Source organism: Dickeya ananatis, assembly GCF_019464615.1.
In the GTDB taxonomy this organism is placed as follows: Bacteria; Pseudomonadota; Gammaproteobacteria; order Enterobacterales; family Enterobacteriaceae; genus Dickeya; species Dickeya oryzae.
The window spans coordinates 2,245,740-2,260,375 of record NZ_CP040816.1; the positions used below are offsets into that span (position 1 = coordinate 2,245,740).

Annotated in this window: 13 protein-coding genes; 8 read left to right on the top strand and 5 right to left on the bottom strand. The window is 53.7% G+C overall.

Translation table 11 applies throughout. The features are described from left to right. Positions 1-238: 238 nt before the first annotated feature. From mepS to yejF, 5 genes are all read left to right on the top strand, one after another. Complete coding sequence (mepS, locus tag FGI04_RS09890; RefSeq protein WP_342700590.1) at positions 239-814, top strand: bifunctional murein DD-endopeptidase/murein LD-carboxypeptidase; 576 nt, start codon at positions 239-241, stop codon at positions 812-814. A 252-nt stretch (positions 815-1,066) separates the two neighbouring features. Further along, entirely contained in the window at positions 1,067-2,878 is a 1,812-nt protein-coding gene (locus FGI04_RS09895) for an extracellular solute-binding protein (RefSeq protein WP_407336652.1), read from the top strand. 9 nt (positions 2,879-2,887) lie between these two features. Further along, entirely contained in the window at positions 2,888-3,982 is a 1,095-nt protein-coding gene (locus FGI04_RS09900; RefSeq protein WP_012885037.1) for a microcin C ABC transporter permease YejB, read from the top strand. Then, positions 3,979-5,004 (top strand): ABC transporter permease, encoded by a 1,026-nt coding sequence (locus FGI04_RS09905; RefSeq protein WP_407336653.1) that lies wholly within the window; start codon positions 3,979-3,981, stop codon positions 5,002-5,004. The genes FGI04_RS09900 and FGI04_RS09905 overlap by 4 nt, the downstream gene beginning before the upstream one ends. Position 5,005: 1 nt before the next feature. Further along, complete coding sequence (gene yejF / locus FGI04_RS09910) at positions 5,006-6,598, top strand: microcin C ABC transporter ATP-binding protein YejF (RefSeq protein WP_342700588.1); 1,593 nt, start codon at positions 5,006-5,008, stop codon at positions 6,596-6,598. Positions 6,599-6,672: 74 nt separating this feature from the next. On the opposite strand, the gene FGI04_RS09915 is transcribed toward yejF, so the two are convergent. The 3 genes from FGI04_RS09915 to rsuA form a co-directional block, all read right to left on the bottom strand. After that, a complete protein-coding gene (locus tag FGI04_RS09915; RefSeq protein ID WP_012885040.1) occupies positions 6,673-7,017 on the bottom strand; it encodes a YejG family protein in 345 nt (114 codons plus the stop codon). Between the two features lie 353 nt (positions 7,018-7,370). After that, positions 7,371-8,561 (bottom strand): Bcr/CflA family multidrug efflux MFS transporter, encoded by a 1,191-nt coding sequence (locus FGI04_RS09920; RefSeq protein WP_407273570.1) that lies wholly within the window; start codon positions 8,559-8,561, stop codon positions 7,371-7,373. Between the two features lie 108 nt (positions 8,562-8,669). Beyond that, positions 8,670-9,368 (bottom strand): 16S rRNA pseudouridine(516) synthase RsuA, encoded by a 699-nt coding sequence (gene rsuA, locus FGI04_RS09925; RefSeq protein ID WP_342700665.1) that lies wholly within the window; start codon positions 9,366-9,368, stop codon positions 8,670-8,672. Between the two features lie 276 nt (positions 9,369-9,644). Between rsuA and FGI04_RS09930 the strand changes: the two genes are divergently transcribed. From FGI04_RS09930 to rplY, 3 genes are all read left to right on the top strand, one after another. Next, the gene (locus FGI04_RS09930; protein WP_168365522.1) at positions 9,645-9,884 is read left to right on the top strand and encodes a YecH family metal-binding protein; all 240 of its coding nucleotides are present in this window, start codon (positions 9,645-9,647) and stop codon (positions 9,882-9,884) included. Next, entirely contained in the window at positions 9,884-11,644 is a 1,761-nt protein-coding gene (radD, locus tag FGI04_RS09935; protein ID WP_407321307.1) for a DNA repair helicase RadD, read from the top strand. The genes FGI04_RS09930 and radD overlap by 1 nt, the downstream gene beginning before the upstream one ends. Before the next feature lie 347 nt (positions 11,645-11,991). Continuing rightward, complete coding sequence (rplY, locus tag FGI04_RS09940; protein WP_012770144.1) at positions 11,992-12,279, top strand: 50S ribosomal protein L25; 288 nt, start codon at positions 11,992-11,994, stop codon at positions 12,277-12,279. Between the two features lie 203 nt (positions 12,280-12,482). On the opposite strand, the gene FGI04_RS09945 is transcribed toward rplY, so the two are convergent. Together FGI04_RS09945 and FGI04_RS09950 are read right to left on the bottom strand one after the other, a co-directional pair. After that, on the bottom strand, positions 12,483-13,700 hold the full coding sequence (locus tag FGI04_RS09945; RefSeq protein ID WP_407336654.1) for an L-lactate MFS transporter: 1,218 nt from the start codon (positions 13,698-13,700) through the stop codon (positions 12,483-12,485). Positions 13,701-13,896: 196 nt separating this feature from the next. Beyond that, positions 13,897-14,634 (bottom strand): LytR/AlgR family response regulator transcription factor, encoded by a 738-nt coding sequence (locus FGI04_RS09950; RefSeq protein ID WP_016942547.1) that lies wholly within the window; start codon positions 14,632-14,634, stop codon positions 13,897-13,899. Positions 14,635-14,636: the final 2 nt, after the last annotated feature.

Genomic DNA, 14,636 nt, shown 5'->3' on the forward strand with positions numbered 1-14,636 from the left:
GTTTTTCGTTAAGGTATGGTCGTCGAGGTCCAGGATTCATGGGCAGACATCCGGCCAGTTAAATAGATGTTGCAACACCAATAATAGTGTGCGGTGTTGCACAAATTAACAGACGAATAATTGTCCCATGAAAAGTAGTGCTTTAGTCTGACACTCGTTTTGTTTGGCATAGATAACAGTGTTTATAAACACAGCATAGCGATTTAATCGTTAAGGACATCAAGGGAACATAACAACAATGGTCAAATCTCAACCGACTCTGAGATATATCTGGCGGGTGTTACCTGCCGTGGCAGTAGCGATAGCGCTTTCTGCCTGTACCAGCAACAATGCAAATGTTAATAATCAGACTGATAGGCGTGTGGTTAACGGTGGTGACCCTTCACTACAAGCCTCTCAGGATGAATTCGAAGCGATGGTTCGCAACGTGGAAGTCAAATCCAAGTTGCTTGAACAATACGCCAGTTGGAAAGGCGTACGCTATCGTCTCGGGGGCGACAGCCGTAAAGGCATCGATTGCTCCAGTTTCGTTCAGCGCACTTTCCGCGAACAGTTTGGTATAGACTTGCCGCGCTCCAGCTATGAGCAACAAGACATCGGTGTTCAAATTCAGCGCAGTAAGCTGCGTCCCGGTGATTTGGTTGTATTTCATGCGGGTTCAACCGGCCGTCACATGGGTATCTACCTTGGTAACCAGCAATTCGTTCATGCCTCCACCAGTATTGGTGTGACTATTTCCAGCATGGATGACAACTACTGGAAGCCTCGCTACCGTGAAGCTCGCCGGGTGCTGGCACAAGCGCCGCACAGCTGATTTATTTTTCCTTTGATGTCGTCCAGACAACCAGAAAACGCCGCCTGCCAAACAGCGGCGTTTTTTTATTACCTGTCTGTTGCCTCCCGATCATCATCCGGGTTGATTAACAGTAGGTTCGACGTGTTATTTCGTGGTAAAACAGAACGCCATAGCGTCCGGCATCGCGATTGCCAGGAATTTCAGGCTTTTTCTCCGTTCGGTCTACTTTCATACGGAGAAACATGAGGTTATCAGGAGTCAGCCCTTTCGATGTTTACACGTGCGATTATCGTCGCCTTACTGTCCGCCTGCACCTGGCTGGCCTATGCCGCACCCACGACATTGCAGACCTACGCGTTCGCCACCCTGGGTGAGCCTAAATACCCACAGGGGTTCACCCACTACGACTATACCAACCCGACGGCCCCCAAAGGCGGCGACGTAACGTACAGCGCGCTGGGCACCTTCGATAACTTTAACCGTTTTGCGTTGCGTGGCCTGGCTGCGGCTCGCACGGAAAGCCTTTACGATTCGCTCTACGTCAGTTCGGAAGACGAGCCGGGCAGTTATTACCCGCTGATTGCGCTTAACGCCCGCTATGCCAGCGACTACAGCTGGATAGAAATAGACATGAACCCGGCCGCCCGTTTCCACGATGGCTCGCCGATTACCGCGTCTGATGTGACGTTCACCTTCACCATGTTTATGACGCAGGGTGTACCGCAGTTTCGTCTTTATTACAAAGGCACCGAAGCCAGTGTGATTAACCCACACCGGGTGCGTTTTACCTTCGCCGAGCCTGACAAAGAGAAAATGCTGGGGATGCTAACGCTACCGGTTATGCCGGAAAAATTCTGGCGCGATCACAAACTCAGCGACCCGTTAAGCACCCCGCCGTTAGCCAGTGGTCCTTATCGCATCACCGATTACCGCATGGGGCAATACGTGATTTATTCACGCGTAACCGACTACTGGGCTGCTGACTTGCCGGTCAACCGGGGTCGCTACAACTTTAACCAGTTGCGTTACGACTACTACCTGGATGATAGCGTCGCGCTGGAAGCCTTCAAAGCGGGTGCCTTCGATCTACGCATCGAAGGCTCACCTAAGCACTGGGCAACCCAGTACGAAGGCGGTAACTTCGCACGGGGTTATATTCTGAAGAAAGATGAAACTAATCAGGCGGCGCAAGATACCCGCTGGCTGGTGTTTAACATCCAGCGCCCACAGTTTAGCGATCGCCGGGTACGTCAGGCGCTGGCACTCGCTTTTGACTTTAACTGGATGAACAAGGCACTGTTTTTTAGTAGCTACCAACGCCCTTACAGCTTTTTCCAGAACACCGAATACGCCGCTCGGGGAATGCCATCCGCTGCTGAGCTGGCCTGGCTGACACCGCTGAAAGACCGTCTTCCCGCCGAGGTTTTCGGCCCGGCATACCGCCCGGAGGAATCCGATGGCAGTGGCTATGATCGCGCCGGTCTGCTCAAGGCATTACACCTGTTGCAGCAAGCGGGTTGGGAATTGAAAAATCAGGTGCTGGTCAATAAGAACACCGGCCAGCCTTTTCGTTTCGAATTGCTGCTACCAAGTGCCTCAAACGCTATCTATGTGTTGCCGTTCCAACACAATCTGGCTCGGCTCGGTATCCGCATGGAAGTACGCAGCGTCGACAGCCCGCAATTCAATAATCGGTTTCGCAAGCGCGATTTCGACATGATCCCGAAACTGTATCCGGCGATGCCCTACCCCAGCTCCGATCTGGCGATCAGTTGGAGCTCCGCCTACATCAACTCTTCCTACAATTCGCCGGGTGTACAAGATACGGCTATCGATCAGTTGATTGATAACATTGTCAGTCATCAAGGTGATAAAGCCGCACTGCTGTCATTGGGTCCGGCGTTGGACCGGGTACTCACCTGGAACCAGTTTGCTATCCCGATGTGGTATTCCAACCACGACCGTTTCGCCTACTGGAACAAATTCGCCATGCCGGCAACCCGCCCGGCCTATTCGCTGGGTATCGACAGTTGGTGGTATGACGCCAGTAAAGCCGCCACCCTGCCAGCAGCGCGTCGATAAGGAGCCGATATGGGAACTTACCTGTTACGCCGATTACTGCTGGTGATCCCCACGCTGTGGGCCATCATCACCATCAACTTTTTTATTGTGCAAATCGCGCCGGGCGGCCCGGTTGATCAGGCCATTGCGTCCATTGAAATGGGTCAGGGCACGGGGTTTAGCATGGGTGGCAACGACGGCGGTGGGCTGGCTCGTGGTCCGGGGGGCAAGCCCTCGGTGGAAAACACCTATCGGGGTGCCCGTGGTCTGGACCCGGAAGTGATCGCTGAAATCACCAAACGCTACGGGTTTGATAAACCGCTGCATGAACGTTACCTCAAGCTGTTGTGGGATTATGTCCGTTTTGACTTCGGCAACAGTCTGTTTCGCGGTTCGTCCGTGATTGCATTGATTAAAGAGAGCATGCCGGTTTCGATATCCCTTGGGTTATGGAGCACGCTGATTATCTATCTGGTATCGATTCCTCTGGGTATTAACAAGGCGGTGCGTAATGGCTCGGCGTTTGACGTCTGGAGTAGTACGCTGATTATTATCGGTTACGCCATTCCCGCATTTCTGTTCGCTATTTTGCTGATCGTCGTGTTCGCGGGTGGCAGTTATCTGGACTGGTTCCCGCTACGCGGACTGGTATCCCCGCATTTTGATAGCCTCTCCGCGTTCGACAAGGTCATCGATTACCTGTGGCACATTACATTACCGGTGCTGGCGACCGTGATCGGCGGCTTCGCCACGCTGACCATGCTAACCAAGAACTCATTTCTGGACGAAATCCGCAAACAGTACGTGATCACCGCCCGCGCCAAAGGCCTGGAAGAGAAACAGATCCTCTACCGTCACGTATTTCGCAACGCCATGCTGCTGGTCATAGCCGGTTTTCCCGCCACGTTCATCAGCATGTTCTTTACCGGTTCCCTGTTGATCGAGGTGATGTTTTCCCTTAATGGCCTCGGTCTTTTGGGGTACGACGCCACCTTGCAGCGCGATTACCCGGTGATGTTCGGCACCTTGTACATTTTTACTCTCATCGGCCTGTTGCTAAATATTCTCAGCGACATGACCTATACGCTGGTTGACCCGCGTATCGACTTCGAGGAGCGCCAATGAGTCGTCTAAGCCCGATTAATCAGGCGCGCTGGGCGCGTTTTCGCGCTAATCGCCGTGGTTACTGGTCGTTATGGGTTTTTCTGGTGCTGTTCCTGGTGACGCTCGGCTCGGAGTTAATCGCTAACGATAAGCCGTTATTGGTGCATTACAACGGACAGTGGTACACGCCGTTTATCGTGGATTACAGTGAAACCACGTTTGGTGGCCAACTGGCGACAGCGGCCGATTACCGCGACCCTTGGTTGGCAAAGCGACTGGAACAAGGCGGTTGGGTGGTGTGGCCACCGATTCACTATCATTACGACACCATCAATTATGCTACCCAGCATGCGTTCCCCTCGCCGCCCTCGTGCCAGAATTGGCTCGGTACGGACAGCCAGGGGCGTGATGTGCTGGCGCAAATCCTGTATGGCTTTCGTATTTCCATTCTGTTTGGGCTGGCGTTGACGCTGCTGTCCAGCCTGATTGGCATAGTGGTAGGTGCCTGCCAGGGGTATTACGGCGGGCGTATCGATTTGTGGGGACAACGCGTTATCGAGGTCTGGTCCGGTATGCCGACGCTATTCCTGATTATCCTGCTCTCTAGCGTGATTCAGCCAAATTTCTGGTGGCTGCTAGGCATTACGGTACTGTTTGGCTGGATGGCGCTGGTCGGCGTGGTACGCGCGGAATTCCTGCGCACCCGCAATTTCGACTATATTCGCGCCGCACAGGCCATGGGGGTTAGCGATCGTTCCATCATGTTCCGCTGCATGCTGCCCAACGCGATGGTCGCTACCCTCACCTACCTGCCGTTTATTTTGTGTGGTTCCATCACCACCCTGACCTCGCTCGATTTTCTGGGGTTCGGTTTACCGATGGGCTCGGCGTCACTCGGCGGTTTATTGCTGGAAGGGAAAAACAACCTACAGGCACCGTGGCTTGGCATCACCGTTTTCATCGTGTTGGCGGTGGTGCTGTCACTGCTTATTTTTATCGGCGAAGCCGTTCGCGACGCCTTTGACCCGAGCAAGGCGCATTGATATGTCCGAACAACCTTTACTTGACATTCGTGACCTGAGTATCGCGTTTCGCAGCGGCGATCAGCAACGGTGTGTGGTCGAAAACGTCTCACTGAGTATTGCTGCCGGAGAAACGCTGGCGCTGGTGGGGGAATCCGGCTCCGGCAAAAGCATCACCGCGTTATCGGTGTTGCGCCTGCTACCTTCGCCGCCTGTCGTCTACCCTCAGGGCGATATTCTGTTTGCCGGCGAGTCGTTGCTACACGCCAGTGAACAGCAGTTGCGCCAGGTGCGCGGTAACCAGATTGCCATGATCTTTCAGGAACCGATGGTGTCGCTTAACCCGCTACATACCATTGAAAAACAGCTGGCGGAGGTGCTCTCGCTGCACCGGGGCATGCGTCGTGACGCCGCCCGTGATGAAATCGTCCGTTGTCTTGAACGTGTCGGCATTCGTCAGGCGGCGCGACGGCTGGCGGATTTCCCTCACCAGCTTTCCGGTGGTGAGCGCCAGCGGGTGATGATTGCCATGGCATTGCTGACACAACCCCGTCTGTTGATTGCGGATGAACCGACCACCGCGCTGGATGTCACCGTACAGGCCCAAATTCTGGACCTGCTCAATGAACTCAAGCAGGAACTGAACATGAGCCTGCTGTTTATTACCCACAACCTGAATATTGTGCGTCGGCTGGCTGACCGGGTTGCTGTCATGCAGGCAGGGCGCTGCGTCGAGCAGAACCGAACCCCTGCGCTGTTCAGGGCGCCACAACATCCTTATACCCGACAATTACTGGATGCCGAGCCAACCGGGGAAGCATTACCGCTCACCTCGGATACGTCGGCCTTGCTGGATGTCCGGGGGCTGGGTGTCAACTTCCCTATCAGACGCGGTTTGCTACGCCGTACGGTGGGGGAAAAGTCGGTACTGCAGGCGCTTAGCTTTTGTCTGCGCCGTGGCGAAAGCATCGGGCTGGTGGGTGAGTCGGGGTCAGGGAAAAGCACGACCGGGCTGGCATTGCTGCGGTTACTGCGCAGTCAGGGTGAGATCTGGTTTGATGGGCAGCCGTTGCATCAATTTAACCGCAAGCAAATGCTGCCGTTTCGTCGCCGCATTCAGGTCGTTTTTCAGGATCCCAACGGCTCATTGAACCCTCGACTGAATGTGGAGCAAATTATCGCGGAAGGGTTGCGGGTCCATCACCGACTGAGCGCGACAGAACAGACGCAGCGGGTTATTCAGGCCATGCAGGAAGTAGGGTTGGATCCGGATAGCCGTCACCGCTACCCATCAGAGTTTTCCGGCGGCCAGCGTCAACGTATTGCTATCGCCCGGGCCTTGATACTGCAACCGGAATTGCTGATTCTCGACGAGCCGACTTCGTCGCTCGATCGCACGGTTCAGGCACAGATTCTGGCGCTGCTGAAAACCCTGCAACAGACCCACCAGCTCGCTTACCTGTTCATCAGCCACGACTTACACGTCGTACGCGCACTCTGCCATCAGGTTATCGTGCTGCGCCATGGTGAGGTGGTCGAGCAAGGCGACTGCCGACAAATCTTTGAACATCCGCAGCAGGACTACACCCGAGCGCTATTACAGCTGTCAGCCTGACAACGATTCAGAAGTACATGCCAGACGTACATGAAAACAGGAATCAGGCAGCATCGATACCGATGCTGCCTGATTCAGAACGGGTATTGAGCGCAAACCGATTCGGCGATCGCCACACCCACATCTTTCAAACGACACATCGCCGCACTCTCGTCCTGACGATATAAAAACAGGCAGGGCTCACCCTCCCACTCCACCACGGCACATTGCAGTTGGATCTCATCCAGCGACTGGTTGAGATGCCGCATGATCTGACGGGCTTCGTCGCCGTCATGGCTGAGCAGTTTAAAACCAATCAGATAACTGTCGTCATCCAGACCGCAAAGCGGAATCGGTTCAACTTTGACACCAGTAAAACCCGATGACCATCGATAACTTTGCGGCAAGCGATGGACTACCGAAAGTTGGAGAGTATTCACAGCGTCTTCCTCAGCTAAGCAGCCATAAATTCACAAAATTATAACATAAACTCATAGGATTTTTTGCCAGACATCTTTCTTTTACCACGATTTAGATACAAAAAATCAACATATCTTCATAATGAGGCCAACCCAGAAGCATGGCGCTCAATGTGGTCACTGGTCAAAACGTTAACAAGATCACGTTCCTGATCGATTTTGCGCTATATGTAACCTTTTATTCTCAATATCTCAACCCATTTCTTCTAGTTGTTCACTTTTGATTCAAAATTTTCACAATTCAGGAACGATAGACGGGTGAACTGCCAGCCATACGCTGGCAGTCTTATCAGGAAAAATGCGAAAAGGCGGCATTAACGCCGACTGGCGTACAGAAATAAACCGAGGGCAGCAACCGAGCACACTGCCATGGCGCTCACCATCGGCCAGGCGCTTTGAGCGGTTGCCAGTGACAACACCGTACCCATCAGAGACCCTAGTCCGAAACGCAGCGTCCCGGCCAATGACGACGCCGTACCGGCCATGTGCGGGAAGTCATCGAGGATCACCGCCATGGCATTAGACGCCACGGTAGCAACACAGCCCACGAACACCGCCACGCCCAGTACCAGCGGGAAAAAACCCAGATGGAAACTGCAAACTGCCACCAGCCATATTCCCATCACAAACTGGATGATCAACCCCAGACGGAACATGAACATCGCCCCCATGCGCGACACGATACGGCTATTGAGCAATGTCATCAGAAACAGGAACACGATATTCAGCGCAAAGTAGTAGCCAAAGTGTTGAGGTGACACCCCGTTCAGGTCGATGTACACAAACGGCCCGGCGCTGAGAAAAGCAAACATGCCGGAAAACGACAGCCCACTGGCGAACATATAACTGAAAACGCGACGATGACGAACCAACTGGAAAAAATTCATCAGCGTGGTACGCAGGCGAAAACGCTGCCGCTGCTCTGCCGGTAAGGTTTCATGCACGCATAACCATACCAGGACTGTCGCCACCAGCGAGGCCGCCGCAATCGTCCAGAAAATGGCATGCCAGCTCAGCCAGAATAGCAACGCGCCGCCGATAATCGGCGCCAGCAGCGGCGCTACCGTCATGACCAGAATCACAAACGACATCATGCGCGAAAATTCATCTTTCGAGAATCGGTCGCGCAGCAACGCGTTGATCACCACACTAGCCGAGGCAGCGGATAGACCGTGCAGAAAACGCATATGAATCAGTTGTTCGACCGTTTGCGACAGTGCACAGGCCGCGGCAGCCAGCGTAAAAATCAGCACGCCCCCCAGAATCACCGGTTTACGACCGATGCTGTCCGACATCGGGCCGTAAAACACCTGCCCAATCGCAAAGCCGAGCACATACGAACTGAGGGTCATCTGCACCCGGCCGGGATCAACAGAAAATTCTTTTGCAATCACGGGCAACGCGGGCAGATACATATCGATGGCGATAGGCATCAGCATCGATATCAACCCCAGGATAAAAATCAGACCGACGCGCGAAGATGAGGGTGGTTGCACGACAAACATTTCTCCAGACAGAAGAACAGTTCCCGCCACCACAGCAGCGGGGTAAAAACGTCAGGCCTGATCACACACATCAAGCCAGATAATGGCAGACCCACGACAACGCGTTGGTTACTGCCCGAAACTGTCGACTTCTTCCTGTGTCAACGGCCGGTATTCACCCGGCTCCAGCGTGTCATCCAATGCAATGGCACCAATACGTTCACGATGCAGCGCCACCACGTGGTTGCCGACCGCAGCAAACATGCGTTTCACCTGATGGTAACGCCCTTCACTGATAGTCAGACGGACCTGATGTTCAGACAGGGCCTCCAGGGTAGCCGGGCGGGTCAGGTTTTTCTCGTTATGCAGCTGAACACCTGCCTGAAATTTTTCCGCCGTATCTGCCGCCAGCGGCTGCTCCAGCGTCACCAGATAGGTTTTTTCACAATGATGCTTTGGCGAGGTAATACGGTGTGACCACTGCCCATCATCGGTCAACAGCACTAAACCGCTGGTGTCGATATCCAGCCGCCCGGCAGCATGCAACTTGTGCGCGACCGGTTCGTCAATGAAATACAAAATCGTCGGGTGGTCAGGATCGTCGGTTGAGCACACATAGCCCTGAGGTTTATTGAGCATGAAATACCGCGGCCCATTCTGCTGCTCGAGTACATTGCCGTCGAACGCCACTTCATGCTCTGGCAACAGTTTGAATGCCCCGCTTTTTACCACCTCACCGTTTACTGTCACACGCTGTGCACGCAGTTCGCGCACTATCAGAGAACGGCTGATTCCCAACTGCTGGGAAAGAAATTTATCCAATCGCATTAATGAATGACTGCCTATGGTGATCACGAATTGCCGGTCAGGTACGGACGTAACGTCACCTGACAGGAATAAGGCGTTGTCTTTCACACCGAATATCCTCTTTCAGAAAAGATATTGATGTAGACCGCCTCTCTGTACCGTTTAAAAAAGCATAATAAAAGCAACTTTACCACGTTGCCATCCTGCCGCTATCGGCCGGCACTGCATGTAAAGTCTGTCGCGATGCTTCGCCGTCATACGGCGATAAATCGCCCGATAATTATCAGGAGACCTATTATGTCATCGATTCACGGTCATGAAGTATTACATATGATGGTGACCGCCAACAGATCCTTTACCACTGATGAACTGATTGCCACCATCGAGGCGCGCTTTGGCCACGATGCCCGCTTTCATACCTGCTCTGCCAGCGACATGACCGCCGCCGGGCTGGTGCAATTTCTGGCTGACAAAGGCAAATTCATTGCGCAAGATAACGGCTTTACGACCCACGAAAGCAAAATCTGCCGCCACTGATGTCATTTACACTGCGCCCGTACCAGCAAGAAGCGGTTGACGCTACCCTTGCCTATTTTCGCCAGCACACCGCTCCGGCGGTGATCGTCTTACCCACCGGCGCAGGCAAAAGCCTGGTGATTGCCGAATTGGCGCGGCTGGCGCGCGGGCGGGTATTGGTACTGGCGCACGTCAAAGAACTGGTTGAGCAGAATCACGCGAAATATTGCGCATTGGGTTTACCGGCGGACATTTTCGCCGCCGGGCTCAACCAGCGTGACAGCGCGGGCAAAGTGGTTTTTGGCAGTGTGCAGTCGGTCGCACGCCATCCTGACAAATTTGACGATGCGTTTTCGCTGCTGATTATCGATGAGTGTCACCGCATTAGCGACGATGAAAACAGTCAGTATCAGCAAATTATTCAGCACTTGCAGCGGGCAAATCCCCGGTTACGGCTACTGGGGTTAACGGCAACGCCTTATCGCCTGGGGCGGGGGTGGATCTATCAGTACCATTACCACGGCATGATCCGTGGCGACGAGAACTGTTTGTTCCGCGACTGTATCTACGAATTGCCGCTGCGTTACATGATCCGCCATGGTTTTCTGGTGCCGCCGGAGCGGCTCGATATGCCAGTGGTGCAGTACGATTTCAGCCAGTTAGCCGCCCGCAGTCATGGCTTGTTCAGCGAGGTGGACTTAAACCGGGAGTTAAAACGTCAGCAGCGGGTCACGCCACAGATAGTCCGCCAAATTATCGAGTACACCGCCGATCGGCGCGGCGTGATGATTTTCGCTGCCACAGTGGAGCATGCCCGGGAAATCGAAGGCTTGTTACCGCCCAGAGAAGCAGCGCTTATCAGCGGGGAAACCCCTACCCCACAGCGTGACGCGCTCATCAGCGCCTTCAAACAGCAGCAGTTGCGCTATCTGGTGAACGTATCGGTATTGACGACCGGTTTTGATGCACCGCATGTTGACGCTATCGCCATTCTACGCCCGACGGAATCCGTCAGCCTCTATCAGCAAATCATCGGGCGTGGCTTGCGCCTGTTTCCTGGGAAAACCGACTGCCTGATACTCGATTATGCCGGTAATCCCTTTGACCTCTACACGCCAGAGGTCGGCAACAGCAAACCGCACAGTGACAGCCAACCCGTGCAGGTATTCTGCCCACAATGCGGTTTCGCCAACCTGTTCTGGGGTAAATGCACCGATGACGGTAGCGTAATAGAGCATTACGGCCGCCGCTGTCAGGGCTGGCAGGATGACGAGCACGGCAAACGCCAACAGTGCGACTACCGTTTTCGCTTCAAGAGCTGCCCGCATTGCGGCGCGGAAAACGATATCGCCGCCCGACGTTGCCAGACCTGCGATGCGCTGTTGGTTGACCCGGATGACATGCTAAAAGCCGCGTTAAAGCTCAAAGATGCGCTGGTGCTACGCTGTAGCGGGATGCAACTGCAACACGGTACCGATGCTAAAGGCGAATGGCTGCGTATCACCTATCACGACGAAGACGGTGCCGATGTCAGCGAGCGCTTTCGCCTGCATACATCAGCCCAGCGTAACGCATTTAACCATGTGTTTCTGCGGGTGCATCAGCGGGCACCCGGCGTCCCGTTCCATTGGCAACGCGCCGACGACGTGGTGGCCCAGCAGGCGTTGCTGCGGGCGCCGGACTTCGTGGTGGCGCGCCTGCAGGGGAAATACTGGCAGGTGCGGGAAAAAATCTTCGATTATCAGGGCCGCTATCGCCGGGCAAACGAACTGCGCGGCTAGCCTTAGGCGGTTTTATTTGCCCGCACGGCCATATTCCGCTAGAATCTCGCCCGCTTTTATTTCGAATATCAACATATACCCAAAATAATTCGAGTTGCAGGACAACACGCTCGCGTGTTGAACAACGCGATGCGTTGGCCCTTTAGGGCAAGGCTCGTTAGAGCCTTGTAACGCGGCAAGAGAGAGAATCCCGATGAGCTTACTCAGGTAAGTGATTCGGGTGAACGAACGCCGCCAACACACCTGCAACTTGAAGTATGACGGGTATAGTTATTTGAACAAAGCAGATTATCCTGCCTGTTGCTGGGTCGCCTGTAACAGGGTCATTTTATTAAGTAGAGAAAGCAATGATTACTATCAACGCAGAAGTACGTAAAGAGCAGGGTAAGGGTGCGAGCCGCCGCCTGCGCACTACCGGTAAATTCCCCGCTATCGTTTACGGTGGTAGCGAAGCACCGGTTTCCATCGAACTGGACCACGATATCGTTAAAAACCTGGAAGATCGTAACAGCGAAGGCCTGTACGGTGAAATCGTCCTGGTTATCGATGGCAAAGAAACCAAAGTAAAAATCCAGGCTGTTCAGCGTCACGTGTTCAAGCCGAAACTGACTCACATCGATTTCGTTCGCGTGTAATTACACTACAACGTTTCGACGAGCCAGCAAAAACGCCGCACAACTGTGCGGCGTTTTTGTTTGTGCCTTCTGCCACGACTTATCCCTGCCATGTTTCTGTCTGTCATGTTGCTCTCTGCCATACCCACCCAATCACCATCCCCAGATAAAAAAACGCCACCGCGGGTGGCGATGGCGTTGGGCTACACGCAAGCGTGTGATTATCAGGCGTGGCTACCTTGGGCAACCAGCGGGATATCACGCTCACGCGGCGCTTTCGGCGGCTGGATAAACAGGGTAATCACCAGTGAAACCACCGACAGCAGCGCAATTGCGATAAAGGTGCTGTGGAACCCGCCCAGTGCGGCAGCGATAAAGGAACCGGCCAACGGGCCTAAGCCAAACCCCTGATAAATCAGCCCGTAGTTTTTACTGTGGTGCTTGAGGCCGAAGAAATCAGCCACAATCGCCGGGTAGACCGTGATATTTCCGCCGAAGCAGAAGGCTACCGCCCCGGTGCACAGGAAGAACGTCATCGCATTGAGCGGCAGGAACGCCATCACTGTGACCGCCAGTGCAGTGACCAGCAGCGTGAAGTTCAGCACCCGCAAACGACCGACTTTATCAGACAGATACCCCAGGATCAGGCGACCGGCTGTGTTGCAAATGGCAATCGCTGATACGGCGCTGGCAGCCGTGACCACATCCAGCCCAGCCATTTTGACGCCGATATCCTTCACGATACCGATCAGGTACAACCCACTCATGCAGGAGGTGAAGAACACCACAAACAGCAACCAGGCTTCTTTGCGACGCAGCATTTCACTGACCGTGAAGTTAACGTTGCCGCCCTGAGCCGCCGTCTGGACTGGCTGTACCGGTGCGTCTTTCAGCAGCATCGCGCCGCCGGTGATCATCACTAACGCCATCGCTCCCCACCAGAAAAACGTCTGGGACACACCAACGTGCATCAGCAGCGCACTATTGACATATTTAAACACCAGACTCCCGGTGCCATACGCGCCGACGGACACCCCGGCAATCACACCTTTGCGATTCGGGAACCACTTGATCAGATTGGATAACGTGGTGATGTATGCCGTACCGTCGGCAAACCCGACCACGAGCCCGACCAGTAACCACAGCATCGGCAGTGACGACACCATGGATGTCGCCATCAACGCCACACCCAACACCAGACCAGCAATCAATGTCAGCTTGCGGATACCGATACGCTCCTGAATGCGGCCAGCAAACAAAGTGGCGAAAGCCAGGAAAAAGCTGGTAAGGGAAAACGTCGTGGCAACCGAACTGAGCGGCCAGTGAAATTTATCCACCAGCGGTTGGTTGTAAAGACTCCAGGTATAGATGGTTCCCAGCCCCATTTGAGCCAGGATGGTTCCGGCAACAATAACGCCGCGATTTACTGGTTTTCCGTTCATAACGGTAGCCTCGATTTTTCTGGTGTGAAGACAATGCGGGCAAAACGGCCTGCGAATGGCACCAGTATAAGGAGGGGTCACCACCACGGATTAAAGAACGGCATGAACGGCATGAATCAGGGAATGAAATGCATCCAGAGCGGTATTAATGACAGTAAATCTATCTTCTCATGTCTGACGTCTGACCTCCTAACCACTACAGACGCATCAGTTGACGGAATTCCCGCACTTTGCTGCGGCTAACCGGCACCTGAAAATCCAGATCGCTCAGTTTGAGGATATAGGTATTGTTGAACCAGGGTTCTATCTCACGGATCTTGCTCAAATTTACGCAATACGAACGGTGACAGCGAAAGAAATAGGCCTCCGGCAAGCGGCTGCAAAACTCGGTAATGTTCATCGACATGACGAACTCATCACGCCGGGTGTACACAAAGGTCAGTTTTTCGTGGGATTCGGCGTAATAGATATCGTGGATGTTGGTGACGATAATCCGCTTATCTTTGACCAGATTGATGGTCATCGGTGCCGGACGATTGCTGTCGCTGCTGGGATGAGCAGGTAATTGCTGTTGCTGCCACGCCGCTTCAAGTTTTTGCAGCATGCCGACTATGCGGGTTTCATGATAGGGCTTGAGAATATAATCAAACGCTTCCAGCTCAAACGCCTCTACCGCATGATTTTTATAAGCGGTAATGAAAACAATCAGCGGCTTATGCGCAAACTGGCTGATGTTTTTCGCCAGCATCACCCCATCCAGCGAAGGGATGTTGATATCAAGGAAGATGACATCTACCCGATTATCCTGCAGGTATTTCAGCACATCGAGGCCATCATCAAACACCGCATCCACGTCTATCTGGCTGTGTTGTTTGATAAGCCAGCTCAACTCCTGCTGTGCCAGAAATTCATCTTCGACAATGATCGCCTTCACGT